Origin of the sequence: Agrobacterium sp. ST15.13.015 (assembly GCF_027871645.1) — a bacterium.
In the GTDB taxonomy this organism is placed as follows: domain Bacteria; phylum Pseudomonadota; class Alphaproteobacteria; order Rhizobiales; family Rhizobiaceae; genus Agrobacterium; species Agrobacterium leguminum.
This window is the reverse complement of record NZ_JAQAHF010000004.1, coordinates 125,675-151,661: the sequence shown is the minus strand read 5'-3', so window position 1 is coordinate 151,661 and position 25,987 is coordinate 125,675. Positions and strand designations below refer to the sequence as shown.

At 61.3% G+C, this 25,987-nt stretch carries 26 protein-coding genes; 11 read left to right on the top strand and 15 right to left on the bottom strand.

Going from position 1 to position 25,987, the window contains the following annotated elements; all coding sequences use genetic code 11:
- The 4 genes from PIB16_RS07945 to PIB16_RS07930 all read left to right on the top strand — a co-directional run bounded on the left by PIB16_RS07945 (position 1) and on the right by PIB16_RS07930 (position 6,323).
- The gene (locus PIB16_RS07945) at positions 1 to 927 is read left to right on the top strand and encodes a DUF58 domain-containing protein (protein WP_003523086.1); all 927 of its coding nucleotides are present in this window, start codon (positions 1 to 3) and stop codon (positions 925 to 927) included.
- Entirely contained in the window at positions 924 to 3,734 is a 2,811-nt protein-coding gene (locus tag PIB16_RS07940) for a DUF4159 domain-containing protein (protein ID WP_271045365.1), read from the top strand. The genes PIB16_RS07945 and PIB16_RS07940 overlap by 4 nt, the downstream gene beginning before the upstream one ends.
- Before the next feature lies 1 nt (position 3,735).
- Complete coding sequence (locus PIB16_RS07935) at positions 3,736 to 5,820, top strand: hypothetical protein (protein ID WP_271045364.1); 2,085 nt, start codon at positions 3,736 to 3,738, stop codon at positions 5,818 to 5,820.
- Positions 5,821 to 5,909: 89 nt separating this feature from the next.
- Positions 5,910 to 6,323: a GNAT family N-acetyltransferase gene (locus PIB16_RS07930; protein WP_065655940.1), complete on the top strand. Its 414-nt coding sequence runs from the start codon at positions 5,910 to 5,912 to the stop codon at positions 6,321 to 6,323.
- Here PIB16_RS07930 and PIB16_RS07925 read toward each other — a convergent pair.
- Positions 6,320 to 7,273, bottom strand: a complete 954-nt coding sequence (locus PIB16_RS07925) for a LysR substrate-binding domain-containing protein (protein WP_220317263.1) — start codon at positions 7,271 to 7,273, stop codon at positions 6,320 to 6,322. The genes PIB16_RS07930 and PIB16_RS07925 overlap by 4 nt on opposite strands.
- An 86-nt stretch (positions 7,274 to 7,359) precedes the next feature.
- Between PIB16_RS07925 and PIB16_RS07920 the strand changes: the two genes are divergently transcribed.
- On the top strand, positions 7,360 to 8,325 hold the full coding sequence (locus tag PIB16_RS07920; protein ID WP_271045363.1) for an MBL fold metallo-hydrolase: 966 nt from the start codon (positions 7,360 to 7,362) through the stop codon (positions 8,323 to 8,325).
- Positions 8,326 to 8,384: 59 nt separating this feature from the next.
- Here the strand turns inward: PIB16_RS07920 and PIB16_RS07915 are convergent, their stop codons facing one another.
- Both PIB16_RS07915 and PIB16_RS07910 read right to left on the bottom strand, forming a co-directional pair.
- Positions 8,385 to 9,698 (bottom strand): MFS transporter, encoded by a 1,314-nt coding sequence (locus tag PIB16_RS07915; RefSeq protein ID WP_271045362.1) that lies wholly within the window; start codon positions 9,696 to 9,698, stop codon positions 8,385 to 8,387.
- Between the two features lie 274 nt (positions 9,699 to 9,972).
- Positions 9,973 to 10,587 (bottom strand): GNAT family N-acetyltransferase, encoded by a 615-nt coding sequence (locus PIB16_RS07910; protein ID WP_271045361.1) that lies wholly within the window; start codon positions 10,585 to 10,587, stop codon positions 9,973 to 9,975.
- 296 nt (positions 10,588 to 10,883) lie between these two features.
- On the opposite strand from PIB16_RS07910, the gene PIB16_RS07905 reads away from it, so the two are divergent.
- Positions 10,884 to 11,876: a glutathione S-transferase family protein gene (locus PIB16_RS07905; protein WP_271045360.1), complete on the top strand. Its 993-nt coding sequence runs from the start codon at positions 10,884 to 10,886 to the stop codon at positions 11,874 to 11,876.
- A 16-nt stretch (positions 11,877 to 11,892) separates the two neighbouring features.
- On the opposite strand, the gene PIB16_RS07900 is transcribed toward PIB16_RS07905, so the two are convergent.
- Positions 11,893 to 12,384 (bottom strand): NUDIX domain-containing protein, encoded by a 492-nt coding sequence (locus PIB16_RS07900; RefSeq protein WP_196379218.1) that lies wholly within the window; start codon positions 12,382 to 12,384, stop codon positions 11,893 to 11,895.
- Positions 12,385 to 12,450: 66 nt separating this feature from the next.
- Here PIB16_RS07900 and PIB16_RS07895 point away from each other — a divergent pair, with 66 nt between their 5' ends.
- Positions 12,451 to 13,401 (top strand): metallophosphoesterase family protein, encoded by a 951-nt coding sequence (locus PIB16_RS07895; protein ID WP_065655687.1) that lies wholly within the window; start codon positions 12,451 to 12,453, stop codon positions 13,399 to 13,401.
- Positions 13,402 to 13,613: 212 nt separating this feature from the next.
- Here the strand turns inward: PIB16_RS07895 and leuA are convergent, their stop codons facing one another.
- The 4 genes from leuA to PIB16_RS07875 all read right to left on the bottom strand — a co-directional run bounded on the left by leuA (position 13,614) and on the right by PIB16_RS07875 (position 17,348).
- Positions 13,614 to 15,323 (bottom strand): 2-isopropylmalate synthase, encoded by a 1,710-nt coding sequence (leuA, locus tag PIB16_RS07890; RefSeq protein ID WP_271045359.1) that lies wholly within the window; start codon positions 15,321 to 15,323, stop codon positions 13,614 to 13,616.
- A gap of 319 nt (positions 15,324 to 15,642) precedes the next feature.
- A complete protein-coding gene (gene brnA, locus PIB16_RS07885) occupies positions 15,643 to 15,885 on the bottom strand; it encodes a type II toxin-antitoxin system BrnA family antitoxin (RefSeq protein WP_170985846.1) in 243 nt (80 codons plus the stop codon).
- The gene (locus PIB16_RS07880; RefSeq protein WP_137003859.1) at positions 15,866 to 16,135 is read right to left on the bottom strand and encodes a BrnT family toxin; all 270 of its coding nucleotides are present in this window, start codon (positions 16,133 to 16,135) and stop codon (positions 15,866 to 15,868) included. The genes brnA and PIB16_RS07880 overlap by 20 nt, the downstream gene beginning before the upstream one ends.
- 34 nt (positions 16,136 to 16,169) lie before the next feature.
- Positions 16,170 to 17,348: a benzoate/H(+) symporter BenE family transporter gene (locus PIB16_RS07875; RefSeq protein ID WP_269313915.1), complete on the bottom strand. Its 1,179-nt coding sequence runs from the start codon at positions 17,346 to 17,348 to the stop codon at positions 16,170 to 16,172.
- 278 nt (positions 17,349 to 17,626) lie between these two features.
- Here PIB16_RS07875 and PIB16_RS07870 point away from each other — a divergent pair, with 278 nt between their 5' ends.
- On the top strand, positions 17,627 to 18,709 hold the full coding sequence (locus PIB16_RS07870) for an esterase-like activity of phytase family protein (protein WP_269314836.1): 1,083 nt from the start codon (positions 17,627 to 17,629) through the stop codon (positions 18,707 to 18,709).
- A gap of 63 nt (positions 18,710 to 18,772) precedes the next feature.
- Here the strand turns inward: PIB16_RS07870 and PIB16_RS07865 are convergent, their stop codons facing one another.
- A complete protein-coding gene (locus PIB16_RS07865; RefSeq protein ID WP_271045358.1) occupies positions 18,773 to 19,417 on the bottom strand; it encodes an NrsF family protein in 645 nt (214 codons plus the stop codon).
- The gene (locus PIB16_RS07860; RefSeq protein WP_121490424.1) at positions 19,414 to 19,962 is read right to left on the bottom strand and encodes a sigma-70 family RNA polymerase sigma factor; all 549 of its coding nucleotides are present in this window, start codon (positions 19,960 to 19,962) and stop codon (positions 19,414 to 19,416) included. The genes PIB16_RS07865 and PIB16_RS07860 overlap by 4 nt, the downstream gene beginning before the upstream one ends.
- A gap of 185 nt (positions 19,963 to 20,147) precedes the next feature.
- Between PIB16_RS07860 and PIB16_RS07855 the strand changes: the two genes are divergently transcribed.
- Positions 20,148 to 20,417 (top strand): pentapeptide MXKDX repeat protein, encoded by a 270-nt coding sequence (locus PIB16_RS07855; protein WP_003523062.1) that lies wholly within the window; start codon positions 20,148 to 20,150, stop codon positions 20,415 to 20,417.
- A 72-nt stretch (positions 20,418 to 20,489) separates the two neighbouring features.
- On the opposite strand, the gene PIB16_RS07850 is transcribed toward PIB16_RS07855, so the two are convergent.
- The gene (locus tag PIB16_RS07850) at positions 20,490 to 21,071 is read right to left on the bottom strand and encodes an ATP-dependent Clp protease proteolytic subunit (RefSeq protein ID WP_003523060.1); all 582 of its coding nucleotides are present in this window, start codon (positions 21,069 to 21,071) and stop codon (positions 20,490 to 20,492) included.
- A 236-nt stretch (positions 21,072 to 21,307) separates the two neighbouring features.
- Between PIB16_RS07850 and PIB16_RS07845 the strand changes: the two genes are divergently transcribed.
- Both PIB16_RS07845 and PIB16_RS07840 read left to right on the top strand, forming a co-directional pair.
- On the top strand, positions 21,308 to 21,898 hold the full coding sequence (locus PIB16_RS07845) for a HupE/UreJ family protein (protein WP_271045357.1): 591 nt from the start codon (positions 21,308 to 21,310) through the stop codon (positions 21,896 to 21,898).
- Between the two features lie 100 nt (positions 21,899 to 21,998).
- The gene (locus tag PIB16_RS07840) at positions 21,999 to 22,751 is read left to right on the top strand and encodes a DUF2076 domain-containing protein (protein WP_078051764.1); all 753 of its coding nucleotides are present in this window, start codon (positions 21,999 to 22,001) and stop codon (positions 22,749 to 22,751) included.
- Positions 22,752 to 22,775: 24 nt separating this feature from the next.
- Here the strand turns inward: PIB16_RS07840 and queF are convergent, their stop codons facing one another.
- The 4 genes from queF to PIB16_RS07820 all read right to left on the bottom strand — a co-directional run bounded on the left by queF (position 22,776) and on the right by PIB16_RS07820 (position 25,891).
- Positions 22,776 to 23,240 (bottom strand): preQ(1) synthase, encoded by a 465-nt coding sequence (queF, locus tag PIB16_RS07835; RefSeq protein ID WP_078051763.1) that lies wholly within the window; start codon positions 23,238 to 23,240, stop codon positions 22,776 to 22,778.
- A 16-nt stretch (positions 23,241 to 23,256) separates the two neighbouring features.
- Positions 23,257 to 24,159 (bottom strand): cation diffusion facilitator family transporter, encoded by a 903-nt coding sequence (locus tag PIB16_RS07830; protein WP_080857066.1) that lies wholly within the window; start codon positions 24,157 to 24,159, stop codon positions 23,257 to 23,259.
- A gap of 155 nt (positions 24,160 to 24,314) precedes the next feature.
- Entirely contained in the window at positions 24,315 to 24,716 is a 402-nt protein-coding gene (locus PIB16_RS07825; protein ID WP_078051762.1) for a glyoxalase superfamily protein, read from the bottom strand.
- Positions 24,717 to 24,784: 68 nt separating this feature from the next.
- Complete coding sequence (locus tag PIB16_RS07820) at positions 24,785 to 25,891, bottom strand: branched-chain amino acid ABC transporter substrate-binding protein (RefSeq protein WP_078051761.1); 1,107 nt, start codon at positions 25,889 to 25,891, stop codon at positions 24,785 to 24,787.
- Positions 25,892 to 25,987 lie beyond the last annotated feature (96 nt).

The following is a 25,987-nucleotide window of genomic DNA, read 5'->3' as shown; positions in this document are numbered from 1 at the left end:
GTGGCATCCATCGGCCAGATCGTAGACAAGACGCCGGGTAGCGAAGTTCTGGCGCGCGCGCGCCAGCGCGCAGCCCTGGTGCCGGACTGCATGGTCGAGGCAAAGCGCATCGCCAACACCGTCACCGCCGGCTGGCACGGCCGCCGCAAGCGCGGCATCGGTGAAAATTTCTGGCAGTTCCGCCCCTATGCCGAAGGCGAGAGCCTGTCGCGCATCGACTGGCGGCGCTCGGCCCGCGACGACCATACCTATGTACGTGACCGCGAATGGGAAGCCGCCCACACCATCTGGCTGTGGGCCGACATGTCGCCGTCGATGATGTTCAAATCCACCCTCGGCTCCGTCTCCAAGGAAAGCCGGGCGCTGGTGCTGATGCTGGCGCTGGCGGAAATCCTTGCGCGCTCGGGCGAGCGCATCGGTTGTCCCGGCATCATGGAGCCGGTCTCGGCCAGAAACGCCGCCGAACGGCTGGCCGCCGCCATCATGCACGCGCCGCTGACCACCGGCATGCCGGAAACGGGCATGATCCGCGGCGCGAGCGACATCGTCCTCATCGGCGATTTTCTCGATGATGCCAAAGCCGTGATGGAGCGGATTTCGCCTCTGGCGCGGCGCGGCCTGCGCGGCCATGTGGTGGAAATCGCCGATCCGGCCGAAGAGACCTTCCCCTATTCCGGCCGCACCGAATTCACCGATCCGGAAACCGGCGAAAAACTGGTGTCCGGCCGTGCCGAAACCATTCGCGAGGATTACACCCGCGCCTATCTCGCAAGGCGTGAGGCGCTGTCCTCGTCGCTGCGCCGTCTCGGCTGGAACTTCGTGTTCCACCGCACCGATCATCTCGCTTCCGAGGCGCTTGTGGCCATGCACATGTATCTTTCCGGCGCGCCAGCACAGGGCGGTGGGCAAGGCGGTGGGCACAGATGAGCGCATTGCCTTTCGTCTTCACCAGCCCCTATATCCTCCTCGGCCTCTTGGCGCTGCCCGCCATCTGGTGGCTGCTGCGGCTCACCCCGCCGCGCCCCAAGGCGGAAGTTTTTCCGCCGCTGAAGATATTGGCGACGGTGCTGAAACGCGAGGAAACGCCCTCGAAAAGCCCGTGGTGGCTGACCCTGCTGCGCATGGCGCTTGCCGCCGCCGTGATTTTCGCGCTCGCCGATCCGGTGGTGAACCCGCGCAACAACAGCATTGCCGGCAGCGGCCCGCTGGTGCTGGTGGTCGACAACAGCTGGGCCTCCGCACCTGACTGGGAAAGACGCGTGGCGACCGCTCAGGCCCTGATCGGCGATGCGGAACGGGCCGACCGCCCCGTCTCCATCAGCTTCACCGCCGATGCGGAACATGACGCCGTACCGGGAACGACAGCCGTTGCACTTGAAAAACTCGCCGCAGCAAAGCCGAAGCCGCTCGTTCCAGATCGTATCCGCACGGCGGAAGCCATCACCGAGGCGCTGAACGGCACGGCCCCCGGCACGATTGCCTATATTGCCGATGGTGTTCAGACCGCGCAGGATGAAAGCGCGATGAGAACGCTCGCCAGCCTCTCCCCCGCCGAATTCCGCATCGTGAAGGGCGACGGCAGGGCGATTACAGCCATTACCGGCGCCACCAACAATGCCGATGCCATGAGCGTCACACTGTCGCGCCTCGATACCGCCGAAGCCGGCCGGATAACCGTCAATGCACAGGACAGCCAGGGCCGCATCCTCGCCAACGGCGTCGCAAACTTCGCGCCCGGCGCGGCTGAAACCACGGCGACGGTGGAAGCACCCTTCGAATTGCGCAACGATTTCGCCCGCCTCTCGCTCGAAGGCGTGTCGACGGCGGGTGCGGTGCATCTTCTGGATGACGGCTTCCGTCGCCGCCGCGTGGCGTTGCTGGCCGGCGAAACCGGCAATGATTTCCAGCCGTTGCTGCAGCCGCTTTATTATATCAGCCGCGCGCTCCAGCCGTTTGCCGATCTCATCCCGCAGCGGCAGGCCGATCTGGCGCAAGCGATCCCGGAAATCCTGCAATCCAATCCTTCGGTCATCGTCATGGCCGATATCGGCCGTCTGCCGCAGGAAACCTATGAGCCGATGCAGCGGTGGCTCGCCGGCGGCGGCACGCTGATCCGTTTTGCCGGACCGCGCCTTGCCGCAGCCCCGGCCGACGATCCGCTCGTGCCTGTAACACTGAGACAGGGCGAACGCGCGCTTGGCGGTGCGCTCTCCTGGGCCGAGCCGCAGCCGCTTGCCGATTTCCCGAATTTCGGCGCCTTTGCCGGCATGCCGAAGGCCGACGGTGTCCTCGTCAAGCGTCAGGTTCTGGCCGAACCGACACCGGATCTGGCCGAACGCACATGGGCAAGCCTTGCCGATGGCACGCCGCTCGTCACCACCCGCAATGTCGAGGCTGGCCGTATCGTGCTGTTCCATGTCAGCGCGGAAGCAAGCTGGTCTGACCTGCCGATCTCTGGCCATTTCGTCGATATGCTGCGCCGTATCGTTCAATTGTCGAAGGCGGGCGGCGCTTCCGCCAACGCCAATGCCCCGGCCGCGGCCCTTCCGCCCTTCCGGCTGCTGACGGCGGAAGGCGCGCTTTCAGCCGAAATCGGCACTGCCCGGCCGCTGGAAATGCGCGCCGGCCAGCCGCCGCGCACCGGTTTCGACAATCCCCCCGGCCTCTATGGCACAGAGGATGGTTTCGTGGCTCTCAATCTCTTACCCGCAGGTGCCACACTTCGCCCGCTCGACACCTCCGCCGCCGGTGTCAGCACCACCAGCGAAGCCCTGATCGGCGAAACGGCGAAATCGCTGCGTCCCGCGCTCTTCATCGCCGCCTTCCTGATGTTGATTGCCGACAGCCTGATCGTGCTCTTCATGAACGGCGCCTTCGCACGCCTGCCGAAAGCCCGCAGCGCCACAGCCGCCACCGTGCTTCTGGCGCTTGGCGCCTTTGCCGCCATGTCGCCAACCGACGCCCGCGCCGACGATCCCAAACCCGGCGACGAACAGATTTTCGAGCGGCTGGACACCACCCATCTCGCTTATGTCCGCACCGGCGAAGACGATGTCGACCGCATTTCAGAACAGGGCCTGCAGGGTTTGAGCGAATTCCTGACCTGGCGCACAACGCTGGAGCCCGGACAGCCTGTGGGCCTCGATATTTCCAAAGACGAATTGTCCTTCTATCCCATCATCTACTGGCCGGTTTCCGCAACGGCACCCATGCCCTCAAGCGCCGCCATCTCACGCATCGACGCCTACATGCGCGCCGGCGGCACCGTGCTGTTCGACACGCGCGACCAGTTCTCTTCGCTCGATACCGGCGCGACCAGCCCTAACGGCGAGCGCCTGCAGGCGATCCTCGCCAATATCGATATCCCACCGCTGGAGCCCGTGCCGGAAGACCACGTTCTGACGCGCTCCTTCTACCTGCTCACCAATTTCCCCGGCCGTTACAACGGCTCCCCGCTCTGGGTGGAATCGCGCCAGGGTGCCGCCAAGACCACCTCCGGCCTTTCCTCCTCCGGTGATGGCGTGACGCCGATCATGATAACCGGCAATGATTTCGCCGGCGCATGGGCCGTCGATCCGCAGGGCGCACCGGTTCTGCCCACCGTGCCGCCGGACGAGATGCAGCGCGAGCATGCCTTCCGGTCCGGCGTCAACATCATGATGTATATGCTGACCGGCAACTACAAGGCGGATCAGGTCCACGTTCCCGCACTTCTCGAACGGTTGGGGCAGTGACATGACATTGACCTTCGCCCCCTTCCTGCCGTGGATCGTGATCGCCGTTCTGGCCGTCGCCGCCCTTGCCCTCTCCTTCATAGGCCTGTGGCGCGGCGTGCGCGGCGCATGGCTGCGCGGACTGGCGCTCGCCGCCCTGCTTGCGGCCATCGCCAATCCGCTTTTGACGCAGGAGGAGCGCGAGCCGCTCTCCACCATCGTGCCCGTCATCGTCGACCGTTCGCAGAGCCAGGACGTGCAGGACCGGCCGCAGATGACGGACACGGCGCTGAATGCGCTGAAAGACCGGCTCTCCCGCTTCCCGCGCATCGAGCCGCGAATTGTCGAAGTCCGCGACGACGGCGAGAGCGATTCGCCCTCCACGCAGCTTTTCTCGGCGCTTTCCTCCGCCGTTTCCGATGTCTCGCCTTCCCGCGTCGGGGGCGCGATCTTCCTCAGCGACGGCCAGATTCATGATATCCCCAATGCCCTGCCCAATGCCGAACAGGCGCTGGGCTTCCGCGCCCCCGTGCATGGGCTGATCGCCGGCAAGGCCGATGAATTCGACCGCCGCATCGAGATCGTCCGCGCCCCGCGCTTCGGCATCGTCAATGAGGAACAGCAGCTGACGCTGCGCGTCTTCGATGATGGCCGCCCCGCCGGTGGCGGCTCGGCGGAAGTGACGGTGAAGATGAACGGGCAAGAAATCGCCACGCTTCAAGCCACGCCCGGCCAGCCGACGCCGTTCAACTTCAAGGTTCCACGCGGCGGCAACAATGTCATGGAATTTTCCGTCGCCGAGCTTCCGGGCGAAGTGACGGCTGCAAACAACCGCGCCGTTCACCTGATCGAAGGCATACGCCAGAATCTCCGCGTGCTGCTCGTCTCCGGCGAGCCGCACGCCGGCGAACGGGCGTGGCGCAATCTCCTGAAATCCGACGCCTCGGTCGATCTGGTACATTTCACCATTCTGCGCCCGCCGGAAAAACAGGATGGCACGCCGATCAACGAACTCTCGCTGATCGCCTTCCCGACCCGAGAATTGTTCGTCGAAAAGATCGAGGATTTCGACCTCATCATCTTCGACCGCTATCAGCATCGCGGCGTGCTGCCGATCCTCTATTACGATTACATCGCCCAATATGTCGAAAAGGGCGGCGCGCTCTTGATCGCCGCCGGGCCGGAACATGCCGGTCAGGATTCGATCGCCATGACGCCACTCGCCTCCGTGCTGCCGGCGCAGCCGACCGGTCAGGTGCATCAGGCCGCTTTCTACCCGCGCCTTTCGGAAGCGGGCAAGAAACACCCCGTCACCCGCGGGCTGGAAGGTTCGGCCAACGAGCCGCCGCAATGGGGCCGCTGGTTCCGCACCATCAGCGTCGACCCGCCGCAGGGCCAGACCGTGATGCTGGGCGACGGGCAGGACCCGCTTCTGGTGCTCAACCGTCAGGGCGAAGGCCGTGTCGCCATGCTGCTGTCGGATCAAGGCTGGCTGTGGGCGCGCGGTTTCGAAGGCGGTGGCCCACATGTGGCGCTTTATCGCCGCATCGCCCACTGGCTGATGAAGGAACCCGAGCTTGAGGAAGAAGCGCTGACGGCGCGCGCCAATGGCCGCACCCTGCAGATCACCCGCCAGACCATCGGCGACGATCCCGGTCAGGCAAGCGTGCGTTTCCCTTCCGGCAAGACGGAAAACATGGCCTTCACCAGCACCGAGCCCGGTCTTTACAGGATCGAGCGCCGCATGGACGAAACCGGGCTGTTCGAGATCAAAAACGGCGATTTCACCACCCTCGTCCATGTCGGCGCGGTGGATGCGCCGGAATTCAAGGCGATGATCTCGACCACCGAAACGCTGAAACCGCTGGCCGATGCCACCAAGGGCAGCGTGCACCGTGTCGCCGACAATTCCGGCCGTATCGCGCTGCCCGATATATTGCCCGTCCGAGGCGATATCAGGGTTGCCGATGAGGATCGCATGCTGATACGCATGACCGACGAGACGGTGCTGAAAGGCGTCAATACCCTGCCGCTCTTTGCCGGTTTTGCCGGGCTTGCCGCCCTGCTGCTCGCCTTCTCCGCGCTGTGGTGGCGTGAGGGCCGGTAGGGGCGTTTCCAGCGAAGAGCTTAAGGCGCTTCAGGTCTCGGAACGGAAAACGGGAAAAGGCCGCCGCCCGGCGGCCCGGGAAGATGAACATGAATTTCGTTTTGAGCGACGTCGCGGATGCAGAGGCCGAAAAGGCCATTCGCGATCCGCTGGTGGCCTATAATCTCGCCCGTTTCGGCGAAAGCGACAAACGCGAACTCAACATCACCATTCGCGATGACGACAATACCGTCACCGGCGGTCTGGTGGGCCACACCGCTCGCGGCTGGCTTTACGTGCAGCTTCTTTTCGTGCCGGAGGCCATGCGCGGTCAGGGCACAGGCCCGAAGCTGCTTGCCATGGCGGAGGAAGAAGCCAGAAAACGCGGCTGCATGGGCGCCTATATCGACACGATGAACCCGGATGCCCTAAGAACCTATGAGCGCTACGGTTTCACGAAGATAGGCTCGCTTGGCCCCCTTTCCAGCGGCCAGTCGATCACCTGGCTGGAGAAGCGGTTCTAGGCCGCAATCCCCGATACCCCACCGTCGACCGTTCGGCCCATGGCCTCACGGATTTGCTGGCGAAGCCATACGGCTCCGGCATCCGCGTCAGTTTGCAATGTCCAGACCATGGCGACGGGCGGGAAACTCAGCGTCACCGGCACCGGGCTTATTTTCAGCCCCAGCATTGGCGCATAACGCAGCGCGATGCGCGAGGACACGGTCGCCAGCACCGCCGAGGATCGCGCCGTTGCCAGCACCGAGAGGAAATCCGGCGCGGCCGCAACGACATCGATTTCCAAGCCGCTCAATTCCAGCGCATCCTTGATGCAGCCATGGAGGCTGTCCGTCTGCGATATGACCGCGTGTTTCGCCTCCATATAGGCGTCCAGTCCGACGGGATTGGGCAGATCGAGCAAGGCCGGGTTGAAACAGCAAAGCACGCTGGAGGAATAAAGCGGTTCGCAATGGTGGCGCTGCTCTTTCGAGTAGGTGCATCCGACCGCCATGTCGATCACACCCGTATCCAGCATCGCGGTTATTTCCTGCTCCTGCCCGCTGCGGGCCAGAATGCGAATACCGGGCGCGATCTCCCGCAGCCGCGCCGTCAGATCCGGCAAAAGCAATAGCTCCACCTCGCTCGACATGCCCAGCCGGAATGTGCGGCGCTCCGTCGCCGGATCGAACACATCCGCCGTCAAAACCGCCGCCTGCGCCTGCCTGAGCGCCTGCCGCACCGGGCCGGCCAGATGGAGCGCCCGCGCCGTCGGCTTCATCTCCTGCCCCACGCGGATGAAAAGCTCATCCTGAAACAGGGTGCGCAAAGTCGAGATATTATGGCTCATGGCTGGCTGCTGGATTTTCAGCCGCCGCGCGGCGCGCGTCACGTTCATCTCCTCCATCATCGCATCGAAAGCGACGAGGAGATTGAGGTCGAAGGAACGGAGATTGAAATGATCGATAGTTTGCATAAGTCACATCGATTTGATTGCTGGCTTCCCTACACTTAGCTGGAGTGCGGAAAGTTTCAAGACGTTCCCTAACTCAGGAGCCTTTAATGCCATCACGTCGCTCACTTCTCAAAGGCGCCGCCAGCGCCATCTTTGCAGCCTCTTTCATTGCGCCCTCCCTCGCCTTTGCCAAAGCGCCGCTCGCTGCCACCCAGGCACCCGGCTTCTACAGGCTGATGGTCGGCAAGGTGGAAGTCACCGCGCTGTCGGATGGCGTCGTCGCGCTGCCGCTTGCAAAACTTTACAGCAACACGACACCGGAACACGCATCCAAGGTTTTGCAGGATGCCTTCCTGCCGGACGAGACGCCGACCTCCGTCAATGCGTTTCTGGTCAATACCGGCGACAGGCTGGTGCTGATCGATGCCGGCACCGGCACCTATCTTGGCGCGAGCCTTGGCAAGCTTGTCGCCAATATCGAAGCTTCGGGCTACAAGGCCGGTGAGATTGACGACGTCATCCTCACACACATCCATACCGACCATTCCGGCGGATTGTCGGCGAATGGCAAACGCGTTTTTGCCAACGCGACCCTGCACGTCAACAAGCGCGAAGCCGCTTTCTGGCTGGATGAGGCAAAGGCGAAGGCAGCGCCCGAAGCGATGAAAAAATATTATGCCGAAGCGAAGGAGAGCATCCAGCCCTATATCGATGCCGGCAAGTTCGAGACATTCGGCGACAATGCCGCACCGGTTCCCGGTCTCGGCTCGATCCTCTATGCCGGCCACACACCAGGCCACAGCGCCGTCGTTCTGGAAAGCGAAGGCCAGAAAATCGTCTTCTGGGGCGATATCACCCATGGCGATATCCTCCAGTTCGATGAGCCTGACGTGGCAATCGAATTCGACGTCGACCAGAAGGCCGCCGTCGTGGCGCGTGATTTGGCATTCAAACAGGCGGTAGAGGGCAAATATCTGGTGGCCGGCGCGCATATCGCCTTCCCCGGCATCGGCCACGTGCGCACTGACAGCACCAATTACGATTGGCTGCCGGTCAATTACGCCGCGCTGTAAGGTGCAAAAAAGTCCGGCCTGATCCGCAACGGGTCAGGCCATTGCGCGGGAACGACGCGTCAGGTCAGCGCCACCTGCCGCGTTTCCGCATTGATCATCGTCGCCGCAATGGCGGCAAGAACCAGCAGACCGGCGAAAATGCCGATTGCAACGCCAAAACCCTGCGCTATGGCATAACCGAGCAGGGACGGCGCCAGCAGGCCGCCGAGCCTTGCCATGGCGCCCGCAGCCCCCATGCCGGTCGCCCGCGATTCCGTCGGGTAAAGCTCCGGCGTGTAAGCATAAAGCGCACCCCAGGTGCCCAGCAGCGCAAAGCTCATGATGAGAAGCGAGGCAGCGATCATCGCGCCCGCCGAGGCCAGCGTGAAGAGCAGGCATCCGAGCGCGGAGAGCAGGCAGAAGCCGATCAGCGTCGGCTTGCGGCCCCATTTTTCAACGCCATAGGCGGCAAGCGCATAACCGGGGATCTGCGCCAGCGCCACCAGCACCAGAAAACCATAACCGCGCACGAAACCGAACCCGTCTCCGGCCAGTTTCGCCGGCATCCAGGTGAAGACGCCGTAGTAGGAAACGGAAACGAGAAACCAGATGGCGAGGATCATGATGCTGCGCTGCCGGAGCGCCGGTGAAAATATCCCCTGCCCTTTACCCACGTCAGGCTGGAAAAGCCCGGTCCCGGCATCGAGCGGCGCGCGCCCATTCGTCACCAGCATTCGGTTGACGACGGCCTTGGCTTCCTCAGAGCGCCCGCTGCGCAGCAGGTAAAGCGGCGATTCCGGCACCAGAAAGCGCAGGCCAAGGCCGAGAAGCGCCGGAAAAGCCGTCACCGCGAATATATACCGCCACGAATCTGCGACGCCGGCAAGGCTGGCGCCCCAGGCCGCCAGCGCCACGATCAGCGTGCCGACAGCCCAGAAACCCTCCAGAAAGACCAGCCAGCGGCCGCGATTCTTGGCGGGCAGGAATTCGGCCATCATCGCATAATCCACCGGCAGCGTGCCGCCCACGGCAGCACCGGTGAGAAAGCGCAGAACGAGCAGAATAGTGAAATCAGGCGCGAATACCGAAAGCACACCGAACAGCGCATCGCAGGCCACGGTGACGATCAGCACGCGGCGACGCCCGTAACGATCCGCCAGCCGCCCGAAACCGGCAGCACCCAGCAGCATGCCGAAAAAGAACGCCGTGCCAGTCTGCAACGCCTGCGGCACCGTCAGCCCGAAGGTTGCGGCGATAGACGCGGCGGTGAAGCCAACCGCCAGAACCTGCATGGCATCTGCCGCCCAGACGAGACCGAATATGCCCATCAGCCGCCGCTGATAGGCGCCTGCGCCCGCACGCTCCAGCGCATCGTTCATGGTGATAGCCGTCATGCCCCGCCCCTTTGCAGAAATCGACTTTGACTTGCTATCGTATAGGGGGAGGAAACGGAATTGAATTCTGTGGAGGGAGACGCGTTGTTTCGAAACAGGCTAGAGGAAGATAGATTTTACCAGACAAAAAGATGTGCAAGGCAGTCTCGATGTTTGCCATAGCGCGCAACGCCCCTTCCGTCATCCCGGCCTCGAGCCGGGATCCAGTCACGGCGCGTCTGCGCCGTGGGAAGAGTCCTTTCAGCCGAAACACTTGGGCTGGCTGGATTCCGGCTCAAGGCCGGAATGACGGGGTTTTACGCTGCGTTAAAAAGCACAAAGCCCCGTAAACCCTGAGCGGCTCCTCAAAACCCTCATCTTCCGCCGTGGCGGCCGGCATCACGGCCTCGCATTTGCGCCAGCCGATCTTGCCCTTCAGCCGCTGGTGCACGTCGTCACCAATCGGCACGACGAGCACGCGGTTCGGGTCCACCGGTCCCGGAAAATCGAGCGCCGCATAAGCGACCTTCTCGAAACCGAGCGGCATGTAATAGGGCGGATCGCCGATCAGGATAACCGCTTCGGAGCCCTTTCGCCGGGCGGCGGCAATGGCGATCCGGACGAGTTCCCGGCCGATGCCCTTGTTCTTGTGCGAGGGCCGAACCGCAAGGGGCCCGAGCATATGGCCCTTCACCCCGCCCGCCAGAACCGGCGTCATGCGCACCGAGGCAATGGTTTCGCCATCGTCGGCGCAGACGAAGGACAGCGACCGGTCATGCGGCCCCTGCTCACGAATGCGCGCTGCGGCACGGGTATGCCTGCCGGGACCGAATGCTTCTTCGTTGATGACGTCGATGATGGCGTCGTGCGACGCGTCCTCGGTGAGGTAGACAAGATCGTGCTTGGACATGAAGAGACCGAAACTTCCAGAATGCGGATGCGACAATAGATGACGGCTGCGCCGGTAAGGGCGTTCAGGAGCGTCAGCGTCGTCGGAGCATCCGTGGTTCGATCATAATCAGCAATTTCCTCAGAATTGTGAAAATTGCAGTTATCAGGAAAATTCTCACCCGTCCAGAACAAATCTCTGCGCTATCCCATTCAGTTTCCACAGGACCGGAAACGCATTGTTCAACGCCTTTCGGGTTCGCGGAAGAGTGCAGAACGGTTAGGATCGCTCAAAAGGAAACAATTAAGGAGATCGTCATGGGCATGCTGGTGGAAGGCGTATGGAAAGACGTCTGGTATGACACCAAGGAAACCAAGGGGCATTTCAAGCGCAGCGCCTCGCAATTCCGCAACTGGATCACAGCGGATGGCGCGCCCGGTCCTTCCGGAGAAGGCGGGTTCGAGGCCGAGAAGGACCGTTACCACCTCTATGTCTCCTTCGCCTGCCCCTGGGCGCACCGCACCCTGATTTTCCGCAAGCTCAAAAAGCTGGAAGACCTGATTTCCGTCTCCGTCGTCGATCCGCTGATGCTGGAAAACGGCTGGGAATTCAAGCGTGAGGGCGAGCGCACGCCGGGCGCGACGGAAGATCACCTCTTCGGCGCCTCCGCACTCTGGCAGGTCTATACAAAAGCGGACCCGCGTTATTCTGGGCGAGTCACCGTTCCCGTCCTGTGGGACAAAAAGCGCTGCACCATCGTCTCCAATGAATCGGCGGAAATCATCCGCATGTTCAATTCCGCCTTCAACGATCTCACCGGCTCGCAGGCCGATTATTATCCTGAAGCGCTACGCAGCGAGATCGACGCACTGAACGACGTGATCTACGACACAGTCAATAACGGCGTCTACAAGGCCGGCTTCGCCACCACGCAGGATGCCTATCAGCAGAATGCCGTAAAAGTGTTCGAAACGCTGGATATGCTGGAGGACCGCCTGAAGGATCGGCGTTTCCTGTTCGGTGCGGAACAGACGGAAGCGGACTGGCGCCTGTTCACGACGATGGTGCGGTTTGACCCCGTCTATGTCGGCCATTTCAAATGCAATATCCGCCGCATCCACGACTATCCGCACCTGACGGATTACCTGCGCGATCTTTACCAGACGCCGGGCGTGCCGGAGACGGTGGATATGCGCCACATCAAGGAGCATTATTACCGCAGCCACCGCACCATCAATCCCACCGGCATCGTGCCCGTCGGCCCGGAACTGGACCTGACCATGGCCCATGGCCGCGAGGCGCTCTCCTGACGGAGAGCCGCCGCCGCTACCAGTGATCGGCGATCGCCGCTTCGCCGGCAAGCTCGGCAAGGCGGCGACGGGTGGCGGCCGTCACCCCTTCCGGCAGCTCCGACAGGTCGAAAAAGCCGCTTTCGGCAATTTCATGATCCGGCTTTTTCGATTTGGTCTGGGTGACGTCAAGCCGGTAGAGCGCAACATGATCGCGATTGCTGCCTTCCAGATTGAGATAGACATGGAAAAGCTCCGGCCTAGAGGCTGCTTCGAGATTGCCTTCCTCGCGGATTTCCTTGTGCAGCGCCACGAGCAGGGTTTCACCACGTTCCACCCCGCCGCCCGGCAGATACCAGCCCGGCAGATAGGTGTGCCGCACCAGAAAAATTCTGCCCTTTTCATCGAAACAGGCCGCACGCACGCCAAGGGTGGCGCCGCGCGTGAACAGAAAAACGAAATGCAGAAAACGGATGAAGACACGCATATGGAACGGACGGGCCTGCCGCCCGGTTGTTTCGTCATTCACCCTGGTTTCTCCCCGCATGCCGGCTTTCATTGGACGCGCGGCATATCATAGGTTATCTCTGCCGCCATGTTCAAACTTGCGCATATTTCAGACGTCCATTTGGGGCCACTGCCAAAACTCACTTTCCGCGAACTTGCATCCAAGCGTATCACCGGTTTTGTCAACTGGCACCGCAACCGCCGCAAGCATCTCTTCACCGATACGCTGGAAAAACTGCTCGACGATCTGGAGACAAAGTCACCGGATCATCTGGCTATTACCGGCGATCTCGTCAATCTTGCGACCGGGATTGAAATCCGCGCCGCCGCCGACTGGCTGGAGGAGGTGGGCGATCCCGAAAAAACCTCCGTCGTTCCCGGCAATCACGACGCCTATGTTTCCGGCGCGCACGACAAGGCCATGCAGGCCTGGTATCCCTATGTTCGTGGCGATGGCGATCCGCCGGAATGGGACGACGACCGCAAGATTTTCCCCTATATGCGCGTGCGCGGTCCCGTCGCACTCATTGGCTGCTCCACCTCGATTGCGACACCGCCCTTTTCGGCAACCGGCTATTTCGGCAACCGGCAGGCGCGCGCGACGGCGGAGCTTTTGAAAAAAGCCGGTGAACAGGGGCTGTTCCGGGTGGTGATGATCCATCACCCGCCGATCAGGGGCGCTTCCCCCACCCACAAGCGTATGATCGGCATCCGCCGTTTCGCAGCGGCGCTGGGCGTCGGCGGCGCGGAACTCGTGCTGCATGGCCATACCCATCTCAACACGGTCTACTGGCTGAATACGCATCATGGGGAAGACCACATCCCGGTCGTCGGCATTTCCTCCGCCAGCCAGGGACCCGGCGGTGAAAAACCGCGCGCGGCCTATAATCTCTTCCATATCTCCGGTGGCCCCGGCACATGGAACGTCGCCTGTGAGCGTCACAGCCTCAATGAGACGGGGACGGGCGTGGCGCTGGAGGATGTGCGGGTGTTTTATGAAAACGGGCGGCCGCTGGGGTTTTCGCTGCTGGGGGAGTAGAGTCCGGGGCGGTGGTGTCGGTGGGTGGAGTTCACCCCCCTCTGCCCTGCCGGGCATCTCCCCCTCAAGGGGGGAGATCAGCAGGGAGCACTATCACCGCTCCATTCTCAAACATCGAGATGGCCGAGGGCTAGCCTCGGGTCGATCTCCCCCCTTGAGGGGGAGATGCCCGGCAGGGCAGAGGGGGGTAAAGCCCCACCCTCAGAGCAAACTCACTTCGCCCGCTCTTCCAGCACCCGATTGGCCGCCGACACAATCGCCTCCAGCGACGCCGCTACGATATTCGTATTGACGCCTGCCCCGAACAGCTTACCGCCCGGATGCTCCATCTCGACATAGGCAATGGCCGAAGCATTCGAGCCATGCTGCAGCGAATGCTCGGAATAATCATTCACCGACAGATCGACGCCGAGATAAACCGACAGCGCATTGATGAACCCGTCAATCGGGCCGGTGCCCTTGCCCTCGATACGCTTCACCTCGCCATTATCGGTGATCTCGGCGGCGACGATGCGTACGCCCTTGAAATCGCCGGCCGGATAGGTGTGGTGATCGACGAACTTGATGCGCGCATTCGGCTGCGTCACGTAACGCTCGATAAAGCGCTCGTAGATGCGCTTGGCCGGCAGTTCCACACCCTCTTCATCGGTGATGCGCTGGATATCCTCGCGGAATTCCACCTGCAGGTTGCGCGGCAGGTTGATGCCGTAATCCTGCTGCAGAATATAGGCGATGCCGCCCTTGCCGGACTGCGAATTGATGCGGATGATCGCCTCGTAGGACCGGCCGACATCCTTCGGATCGATCGGCAGATAAGGCACTTCCCAGACGGGATGGTTGGCGACCTTGATCGCCTTCATGCCCTTGTTGATCGCATCCTGATGCGAGCCGGAAAACGCCGTGTAAACCAGTTCGCCGACATAAGGATGGCGCTCGGGGATCGTCATCTCGTTGGAATATTCATAAACCGCCTTGATGCGCTCGATGTCGCGGCAATCCAGCTGCGGGTCCACGCCCTGCGTATACATGTTCAGCGCCAGCGTCACCACATCGACGTTGCCCGTGCGCTCGCCATTGCCGAACAGCGTTCCTTCGACACGGTCCGCACCGGCCATCAGGCCCAGCTCGGTCGCGGCGATTCCGGTGCCACGGTCATTATGCGGATGCAGGGAGATGATGACGTTTTCGCGATTGTCGATATTGCGGCACATCCATTCGATCTGGTCGGCATAAATGTTCGGCGTCGCCATTTCCACCGTCGAGGGCAGGTTCAGGATCAGCTTGTTGTCGGCCGTCGGCTTAACCACCTCGACCACGGCGTTGCAGATTTCCAGCGCCACTTCCAGCTCGGTGCCGGTAAAGCTCTCAGGCGAATATTCGAAGCGATAACCGCCGCCGGCCTTGGCCGCCATATCGGTGATCATCTTGGCGGCATCGACAGCGATCTGCTTGATGCCGTGCACATCCTTGCCAAACACCACGCGGCGCTGCAATTCCGAAGTGGAATTGTAGAAGTGGATGATCGGCTTGTTGGCGCCTTCCAGCGCCTCGAACGTGCGGGTGATCAGCTCCGGGCGGCACTGCACCAGCACCTGCAGGGAGACATCGTCAGGCACATTGCCCTCTTCCACGCACCAGCGGGCAAAATCGAAGTCCGTCTGCGAGGCGGAAGGAAAACCGATTTCGATTTCCTTGAAGCCCATTTCCAAGAGCAGCTTGAACATGCGGGCCTTGCGGTCGTGGCCCATGGGGTTGACCAGCGACTGATTGCCGTCGCGCAGGTCTACCGAACACCAGATCGGCGCCTTGTCGATGGTCTTGCCCGGCCAGGTGCGGTCGGGGATATTGATGGTGGGATAAGGGCGATACTTCACGCTCGCGTCGGTCATACCCTTGGAAATATTGGTAATCTTGCCGTCCATTTCGCTTCCTCCTTGCGCAGTCCGCGGGCTTCTTCAAGCCGTCGGCGGATGCGCGGCCCTTGAGGGCCTAAATCCAGTATAAAATGAGATTTCGAGATGAGGAGCGTTTGCACCAGCGGGCTTTCGGCCGCCGGGCGCTCCTCACTGGACCCGGCAACCGCGTGTAAGGTCGAGGCTAAGAAGCGAGAGTGCACCGCACGGCGAGGCCTTCGCAGAAATCTGCGCGCTCATGCCAAAAATAGTTGCGATGCTGTGGCTCATGGCGATGTGTATAAACAGCGGCTGGCGGTCTGACAAGTGATCTTGTGCCGTGCGCCGGTTATTTTCCCTGCCTGCCGCTCTCCAGCCTTTCGGCAATCCATTCGGCCATCAGGGATTGTCGTGTCCTGCCAAGGCGCACCGCTTCCGCATCTACTTTCCGCAAAAGCTTTTCAGGCAGATCGATATCGACATGCACCATTTCCAGTCCCGGACGGCTTGCCTTGGACCAGTCGAGATAATCGTCGATGTCTTCGCCATCGTCGAATTTCCTGTCAAATTCTTCAGCGCTGATCGTCTTCATAACGCTGCCTTTCCTTGTCTCTGGAACGCCTGACGGAGATGATACGCAACCGGTCATTTCTGTAAGTGTAAATGGCGCTCCAGCACTTTCCGCGTAATTGGGCGACCATAATATACCGCTCTTCCGACGTGGTTTCGAGAGGAACGACGAGTCTTTTCTCGTCCAGCCAAAGCGCTCTTGCCTCGACGAAATCTATTCCGTGTTTGTCTTTGTTACTTTCACTTTTGGCAGGATCGAATTCGAAATCCATAAATAGTATTTCTTTAAAACAATAAGCTCCCTATCTAACCACGCTTCACCATCCGCTGCAACGCCATCATCAGCCCGCCGCCGATCAGCCCCCAGAAGGCCCCGGAAATGCCGCCGAAGGAAAGGCCCGAAGCCGTGATGAGGAAAGTGATGGCCGCCGCCTCGCGGGTTTCTGGCTCCCTGAACGCTGCGACTGCGGAGCCGGAAAAGGCGCCGACCAGTGCCAGCCCCGCCACCGCCTGAATGAGAATGGGCGGCGCCAGCGCCACGAAGGCGGTGACCACGCCCGCCAAAAGGCCAAAAATAATATAGCCGACACCGCCGATGATCGCCGCCCAGTAACGCCGCTTTGGATCGGGATGGGCGTCCTCGCCAGCACACATGGCAGCCGTAATCGCCGCAAGATTGACGGCATGGCCGCCAAAGGGTGCGGAAAGCAGCGAGAAAAAACCGGTCGAGGCGAAAAGCGGTCCGGGCTGCGGATCGTAATGATTGACCTTCAGCACCGCGATGCCGGGAATATTCTGCGAGGCCATGGTGACGATGAAGAGCGGCAGCGCGATGGAGACAACCGCGTGGAGACTGAAGACGGGCGTTACCCACTCCATCGGCGGTTTCAGCGATTGCGCCACGCTGTCCAGCGCACCCGCCGGAATTTCGACGCCAAAAATCATCACCAGCACGAAGGCGGCAAGGGCGGCGGGCACGGCGAACAGTCGTTTAAAGGCTCCCACCACGATCCAGGCGAGGATGATGGGCAATCCCAGCGCCGGGTTGAAGCCGATCGCCTTGATGGGCGCAAAACACAGGCCGATGATGACGCCGGAGAGCATGGCATTGGCAAGCGGCGCGGGAATGGAGGCGACCGCCTTTCCCAGCGGCCGGAACAGGCCCGCGATGATGATCAGGATGGCGCAGATAATGAATCCGCCGACGGCCGCCGGAAAGCCGCCCTCAATGACGCCGGTGGTCGCAAGCAGCGCCGCACCCGGTGTCGACCAGGCGATGCTGATGGGTAGCCGCGTGGCGGCGGAGAGAATAATGGCGCAAAGCCCCATCGCCACCGAAAGCGCCATCAGCCCCGACGCCGCCTCGAAATCCGTCGCGCCGACAGCTTTCAGGCCCTGCAGCACGACGGCGAAGGAGCTGGCGAAACCGACAAAGGCGGTGAGGCAGCCCATGAACAGGCTCTGGACGGAAAAATCTTTCAGCATGAAGCACTCTGCGGCCTGCTGTCTGTCGCAAACAACCGCAGCGGTCCGCATTGGCGACAGGCAGAAACAAAACTGAAGCGTGACGCGCGAATCCGGGGATGGCGACACGCTTTGGATGAAGCGTGATTATATTCAGGATCAAAAAAGACGCGGCTTGGCAAGATGAGCCGCCAGACTTCAGGTACGGCGGCATGGAAAACGTCATCAAAGTTTAGCGGCACGGCGCTAATCCTCCCTGCACCACAACCGGTCATCCGCCACAAGAGGGACCCTTGCCAATGCTGCGCATCGTCACCACCGTCGCCTGCTGTTTTGCGGCTTTGCCCGCCGCGGCCCAGACCCCGCCGCCGCCGGCCTTTCTCGGCCAGATCGTCGTTCCATCGGGCCTCTCCATCGATGGCGTCACCTTCGGCGGCATTTCCGATCTCGCTTTTGACAGCGAAACCGGGCGTTATCTCGCAATTTCCGATGACCGTGTGGAAAAAGGGCCGGCCCGTTATTACGAGCTGGAGCTGACTGTCGCGGAAGGCGCCGCCACGCTCAACATCGCCGCCACGCGCGAATTGAAGGACGAGACCGGCGCTGCTTTTGCGCCGAAGGGCATCGATGCGGAAGGCATCGCGCTCGACCGCAAGGGCGGCAAGCTCTACTGGTCCTCCGAACGCGACCTGAAGAACCAGCCGGCGCTTTACGTCTCGGACCTCGACGGCAGCAATGTGAAGCGGCTGGAACTGCCAAACGCCTATCTCGTCGATGACGCCAAGACCAGGGGCGTACAGAACAACCTCGCTTTCGAAGGCCTGACGCTGATGCCCGGCCGGCTGATCGCCGCCACCGAAAATGCGCTCACCCAGGACGGCCCCAAGGCGACCCCGCAGGCGGGCAGCCCGGCCCGCATCCTCGTCATCGACACGGCGACGCTGAAACCGGTCGCCGAGCATGTCTATGTAACCGAGCCTATCTCTAAGACGCCGACAGCCGCCGAGCCGAAATATAACGACAACGGCCTTTCCGCCATCGCGGCCCTGCCGGATGGCCGTTTCGTCGCCGTCGAGCGCAATTTCGCTTCCGGCGTGGGCAATCACATCCGCTTCTTCATCGCCGACATGTCCCGCGCCGACAATATTCTCGGCAAGGACAAGATCGATCCCGCATCCGTGGCCGCCGTATCCAAATTGGCCTGGTTCGAAATCAACGAAGGCGATTTCGGCCTCGATATCGACAATATCGAAAGCTTCGCCTTCGGCCCGGTGGTGGATGGCAAGCAGCTCTTCGTCATCGCTTCCGATGACAATTTCAACACCGGCAAGCAGTTCACCCAGTTTGCAGCTTTCGCAATTCCCGCCAATCTGGGTCAGTGAAATCCACATGAAGCAGAATGCCGGTTCTGGACCATGTCCGGGCCGGCATCGGCAATCATGCCTTCACCAGCGGAGCAGACGTGAACCGGCAAAAGCGCCGATGATGCCGGTCAACAGGATGCCCAGCGAATACCAGATCAACACGAAAGCCATGCCGTTTTCGGTGCAGAACCACGAATAAACCCATGCCCCGGCCGCACCTGCTGCGATGCCCGAGGCAAAACCCGCAAGCCTGGGATCAGCGGGAGCCGAACGCCTGAGAACCGAGAAATTCGCGATAAACAGCGGCAGCGCGAAAGCAACGATCAAAAACGGGCAACGCAGCGCCGACGATCCGAGAATGAGGGTCCTGTAGGTGCCGGGCACGGCAAATCCAAGCTGGACGAGCGCGATGACCGCCATGGCCACGAAAATCACCGCAAGCCACGCAAACAGGCCACCCCTGTCGCCGTCCGGCCGCGCAAGACGCATGACGGCGAAAAATGCGGTCACGGCCAGCAGGACATTATAGGCGGATTTGACCCAGAAACCCGGTTCGGTCATGGCGTCATTCATATCGCTGCGAAGCCCCAGAATGACGACCATCAGCAGCAGCGAAACGCCGAGCGCGGGCAAGGCCACGAACGCCAGCCTCCGCTCCAGCGCGAAAGCTCGTACCGGTTTCAGATCGCCCGCCAGTTGGTCGATGATGTCTTCCGTCTTCCTCACGTGTCCCCCCGCAACTTTGCCGCCAGGACTTTCAGCGTTCTGTGAATACCGACCCTCGCCGCAAGCTCGGTCTGGCCGGATTTTTGCGCCGCTTCGGCAATTGAGTGACCTTCGAGCTTCACCCTTCGAATGAGATCCCGCTGCCGTTCCGGTAACTCATCAAGCAGCCGCTCCACATCCATGCGGGCCGTGACCGCATCGACGGACGGTTCCGCCTCCAGCGTTTCATCGAGTTCCACTTCCGCCAGCACGCGCGCACCCCGGCCCCGATAGTGATCAATGAGCTTGTAGCGCGCTATCGAAAAGAACCAGGCCGTAAAGGGTCGCGCACGGTCATAGGTCTCCCGCTTGGCGTGAAGCGACAACAGGGTTTCCTGCACAAGATCTTCGACATCGCCTCTGGCAGCTGCTCCCATGCGCCGGCCGTAATAGGCGATCAGCAGCCGTCTCAGGGCATGAAGCAAATGCCTGTAGGCGCCTTCGTCCCCATCGAGGGAACGCAGCATCAGCATTTTCAGTGTTTCTTCCGAAGGGCTGCCTGTCATCGTCACTATCGGGTTATTCGCAATCGGCAGGATATTGTTACATAGTGGCTTTAAAAAAATCTCGCCCGAACTTGTCGTCACAAGCGCGTGAAGATGTAACGGTCGGCCTTTCCCGTCCGAATGGACAATCGTGAGCCCCGGCACGATGCCGGCGGACATTCAACGACGTCCAGAGGAGACCCTTCATGACCCGCATTTTCACCGCCATTGCCGCCGCTTCCCTTCTGTCCGCTCTTTCCTTCGCAGGCATCGCCCATGCCGACAGCATGAAAACCGATACGATGAAGAAGGATACCATGCATAACGACACGATGAAGACAGAGACGATGAAAAAGGATGGCATGTCCATGACCGGCAAGAAGGCCAGCAAAAAGGACTGCATGCACAAGGCCGGCATGGAAATGGACAAGATGAAAAAGGCCGACATGATGAAGGCCTGCGACATGATGAAATAACACCGGCCTGAAAGGAAAAAGCCCGCACCGGTTTTCACCGATACGGGCTTTCTCAACTGAAAAATCGAAAACTCAGAGTTCCGACTGGCTTTCGACGATCTTGCCGACGAGGCCGTAGTCCTTGGCCTCTTCCGCGCCGAGCCAGTAATCGCGATCGATATCCTTGGCGATCTTTTCTTCGCTCTGGCCGGTGGCTTTGGAGAAGATCTTGATCAGGCGCTGGTTCATCTTGATGATTTCGCGGGCCTGGATTTCGATGTCGGACGCCATGCCGCGCGTGCCGCCGGAGGGTTGGTGCAGCAGGAAGCGGGTGTTCGGCAGGCAGAGGCGACGTTCCTTCGGCACCGAAACGTAAATCAGCGCGCCGGCGGAAGCGACCCAGCCCGTGCCGATGATATAGACCTTCGGCTTGATGAACTTGATCATGTCATGGATGGAATCACCCGATTCGACATGGCCGCCCGGCGAATTGACGTAAACGCGAATGTCGTCGTCGCTGGCGGCGGCGAGAGCCACGAGCTGCGTGCAGACCTTCTGCGCCAGTTCCTGCGTGATGCCACCATAGATGAAGATCGAACGCGACTTGAAAAGATTCGCTTCCGTTTCCTTGCCGATCGGCAGTTCCTTGCTCTTGTCGTCTTCGTCTTCGTTCATCAACGGCTCTCTCCAGCAAAATTCGTGCATGCCCTTCGGACATAGTGCGACTTGTTACGTAAGGCAATGAGAGAAAAAGGCAAGGTTTGCCCGCCAACAATAAACAGCACCCCCGGCAGATGACGCATGGACAGCCTGTCTGCCTTCGCGATATCGTTGACGCCTTATTACAGCGCCGCCTGCCGCGGGAAGCCCCAAGATTCCGTTGCGGACGGCCATAATTTCAAGAGGGAACCATGCTGAAAAGACTAAGCCTCACTGCCGCCGCACTGGGCGTTACCGCCCTGCCCGCTTTCGCCCATCTGAACCCGGAAGAACACGGCTCCTTCATGGCCGGTGTCTCCCACCCCTTCTTTGGTGCGGACCACATTCTGGCGATGGTGGCCGTCGGCATCTGGGCCTCGCAGATCGCCGTGGCGCAGGGCGACCGCAAGGCGCTGTGGATCGTGCCTTCCGCCTTCGTCGGCACCATGGCCGCCGGCTTCCTGATGGCCGTTTACGGCATCGAGCTTCCCTTCGTCGAACCGGCCATTCTCGCCTCCGTCATCGGTCTCGGCCTGCTCGTTGCCATGGCGGCAAGGCTTCCGACGGCAGCGGCGGCGGCCGTTGTCGGCGCTTTCGCGCTTTTCCACGGCCACGCCCATGGCGGTGAACTCGGCAGCGCCGGCGCGCTTCAATTCGGCATCGGCTTCATGATCGCCACCGCCATTCTGCATGCGGCCGGCATTGCGCTCGGCCTCGGCATTGCCCGTTTCGGCTCGGTCGCAAGCCGCACGGTCGGCGCGTTGACGGCGATTGCGGGTCTCTCGCTCGCCTTCGGCGGTTGACGATCATTACCGAAATTTAAAATTCGGGCTGCTTTGAAAAGCCGGAATTGAGGCCTACCTCCTTATCGTGGATTTTCGCTTCACGGTAAGGAGGCATCATATGTCACCGGAAGAAAGCCAGCTTCTCAAGGCCCTGTTCGACAGGACCAGAACCGCATCCGCCACCCCGCGTGACCGCGAGGCGGAAACATTGATCGCAGACGCCGTGCGCGATCAGCCCGCAGCTCCTTATTATCTCGCCCAGGCGGTGATCGTTCAGGAAAAGGGTCTGGAGGCGGCAGCAGCCCATATCAAGCAGCTCGAAGACCGTATCCACGCGCTGGAAAGCGGCAATAGCGCCCCGCAGGCCGCAGCGCAGGGCGGCTTTCTGAGTTCCATCTTCGGAACCGGCCAGCCGCAGCCGCCGGCACCCACGCCTGCCCCCTCCCCGGCTGCCCCGCAAACCTCATGGCGAAACGATACCGCTGGCCAGACGGCCGGTCCCTGGGGATCGCCAGCCGGCCAGCAACCCGGCGGCCCCTGGAGCCAGCAGTCCGCCGCATTCGGGCGTTCTTCGGGCGGTGGTTTTCTGCAGGGTGCGCTTGGGACCGCTGCGGGTGTCGCCGGCGGCATGTTGCTCGCCAATTCGCTGAGCGGCATTTTTGGCAGCCATATGTCGTCGCTCGGCCTTGGCTCGCCCTTCGGCGGGGGCAATGCCGCGGGTAACGCGCCTGTCGAGGAAACCGTCATCAATAATTATTACGGCGACAACGCCAGCCCCCAGAACAACGATGACGACGATATCCAGCAGGCCGATGACGACAGCGCCGACGATGCGGATTTCGATTCAGGCGACGACGGTTCGTTCGCCTGAACCTTTAGTCTCGTAAAAGCCGGATCAGCCGCGACCGCGATAGGTGGGAACGCCCTGATCCGGCAGCCATACGCCCTCGGGCACCGGTCCGGTCTGCCAGAAGACGTCGATCGGAATGCCGCCGCGCGGATACCAGTAAGCGCCGATTCTCAGCCACTTCGGCTGCAGCAGCTCCACCAGCCGCCTGGCGATATAGACCGAGCAATCCTCATGGAATGCACCGTGATTGCGGAATGACTGCAAAAACAGCTTCAGCGACTTGGATTCCACCAGGAAATCGCCCGGAATATAGTCGATGACGATATGGGCGAAATCCGGCTGGCCGGTCATCGGGCAAAGCGAGGTGAATTCGGGTGCGGTGAAGCGCACCACATAATCGGTGCCGGCATTGCCGTTCGGCACCTTTTCAAGAACGGCCTTTTCCGGGCTCTCTGGCGTATCGACCTTCGTGCCCAGCTGCGACAGGCCGGAAACATCCGTCACGGACATGGAAAACTCCTGTTTTTCAAACAATCACTTTGACGCCATGCGCCTTTTCGCCTTCCGGCTCGACGTGAATGGCAAGGCTGGCGCCCGGTATGACGTCCCTTATGGCATCTTCAAGGCGGTCGCAAATATCATGCGCCTCGCGCACAGTCATGACAGCAGGGACCACGACGTGAAAATCGATGAAGGCGGCCGAGCCGGCGCGGCGTGTCCTCAGATCGTGTACGCCAATGACGCCACCGCAATGTTCGGCGATGGCCTTCTTGATCGCCTCGTCTTCTTCAGGCTCCACGGCCCGGTCCATCAGCCCGCCAAGCGAATGCAGAATGACCTTGGATCCCTGGAACAGGATGTTGATGGCCACCAGAATGGCGAGCAGCGGATCGAGAATGGCATAACCCGTCAAAAGCGCCAGAACGAGGCCGACGAGAACGCCTGCCGAGGTCACGACGTCGGACATGATGTGATGGCCGTCGGCGGCCAGTGCCGGTGAGGCGTGTCTTTTGCCGACACGGATCAGGATCGTCGCCCATATGGCGTTGATGACGCCCGCCGCCGCATTGATGGCAAGACCAAGGGCCGGTGCTTCCGGCAGCCTCGGGTTGAAAAGACCGCCCCAGGCCTCCTGCACGATCAGAAGCGCGGCAACGACGATCAGCACTCCCTCCACGACGGCGGATATATATTCCGCCTTGTGGTGGCCGAACTGGTGGTCGTCATCGGCGGGCTTCTGCGCATAACGAATGACAAAATAGGCGATGAAGGCCGCGACCACGTTGACGGTCGATTCCAGACCGTCCGATAAAAGCGCGACCGAGCCCGTGACCCACCAGGCCACGAGCTTGAGGCCCAGCACGCCGAAAGAAAGCGGAATGCTCCAGAATGCGAGCTTCCGGACCAGCGTATTGCCCTCACTGTTCATTTTTGCCCCCGTGCGGATGCGAACGAATTGCATGACCGATTGCCAAAACGCACGAACCGCGCGCACGGGGTCTCCGTGCGCGCGGTTCGCTATTTGCGCGTTCTATCGTTCAAACGGAGAACAAGGTCAAGGGCCTTGCGCTCAGGCCCAAAACATCACTCTCCGCTTTTCTGCTCACAGAAACGAATGCGGTTGCCGAACGGATCGGTCACTTCCATCACATCACCCCATGGCAGTTCTTCAACGCCCGGCTTCATGAAGCGATAGTCTTTCGCCGCCAGTTCCTGTTGATAGGCGTGAACGCCGTGCATGGTGGCGAAGATGTTGGAGCCCGGCGTCGCATCGCCATGATGGCCGCTAAGATGAAGCCCCATTCCGGCCCGTGAAACCTGCATGTAAAGCGGGAAATTATCGCCGAAGCGATGTTCCCAGTCGACCTCGAAACCGAGAAAATCGACATAGAACTCCCGCGCCTTGGCCTCGTCGAAAATTCTGACGATCGGGAATATCCGCCCGAAGCCGATGTCTCCAACAGTCCGTTTCCCGGCATCGCCCATGCTGCCCCAACCCCTTTTCCGGCCGTAAAACGATACCGGCCGCACAGGGTGCGGCCGGTAGGATCAGCTTATTCGGCTGCGACGATCTTGCCGTCCTGCCACTTGAACAGCGAGAAGGCCTGCGAGGTCAGGTCGCCGTTTTCGCCGTAGGTCACCTTGCCGATTGCGGTCGGGAAAGCGTCACCGCTTTTCAGGGCCGTCGCGACGGCTTCGGAATCCTTGGCGCTTCCGGCCTTCTCGATGCCGGCCTTCACCACTTCGACGGCAGCGTAAGCATTGAGTGTGAAGGCTTCCGCCGGAATGTTGGCGGCCTTCAGCGCTTCGGCAGCGGCCTTGGAATCGTCGTTCTTCAGCGCGTCGGAAGCGTTGGTGAAGATCGTGCCTTCGCCAGCCTGCGAACCGATGTTCCAGAACTCGCTGTTCGACAGGCCGTCACCGCCGATGACGGCAGCCTTGGAGCCGATATCCTTCAACTGGCGCACCAGAAGACCCGCTTCCGGGTGGTAACCGCCGAAATAGACGATGTCGGCATTGTCGGACTTCAGACGGGCCGTCAGCGCACCGAGATCCTTTTCGCCGGGCGTCAGCGCATCGTAGAGAACTTCGGTCACGCCACCGGCATTCAGCGTGGTCTTGAAGGCGTCCGCCAGACCTTTGCCGTAAGCGCCCTTGTCGTGAATGATGGCGATCTTCTTGTCCTTGAGGTTGGCGAGAACATATTTCGCCGCAACCTCAGCCTGCTGGTCGTCACGACCGCAGGTGCGGAAAACGTTGGCAAGGCCACGGTTGGTCAGGCCCGGCGCGGTCGCCGTCGGCGTCACCATCAGCACGCCGTTTTCGGCAAAGACATCCGATGCCGGAATGGCGACGCCGGACGTCACCGGACCGACGACGAAGTGGATGCCTTCGGCAACCAGCTGGTTGGCTGCGGAAACGCCCTGCTTCGGCTCACCGCCGTCATCGGCAAGCTTCAGCACGACCTGTTCGCCGAGGATGCCGCCCTTCTTGTTGATTTCATTGACTGCCGTCTGGGCGCCGTTCTTCACCTGGTCGCCATAGGCGGCGACAGGACCGGTGAGCGGCGCAATCAGGCCGATGACGATTTCGGCATGAGCAAGGGGTGCGAATGCGAAGGACGCTGCAAGCGTCACGCTGGTCAATGTCTTCAGTTTCATCCTGGTGTCTCCTTAAAGGGGGTCGCGGGACCCGGTGAGCGCCATGGGGCGCCGACCGAATGAAACTATCGGACGCCTCCCGGCGAAAACTCGTTC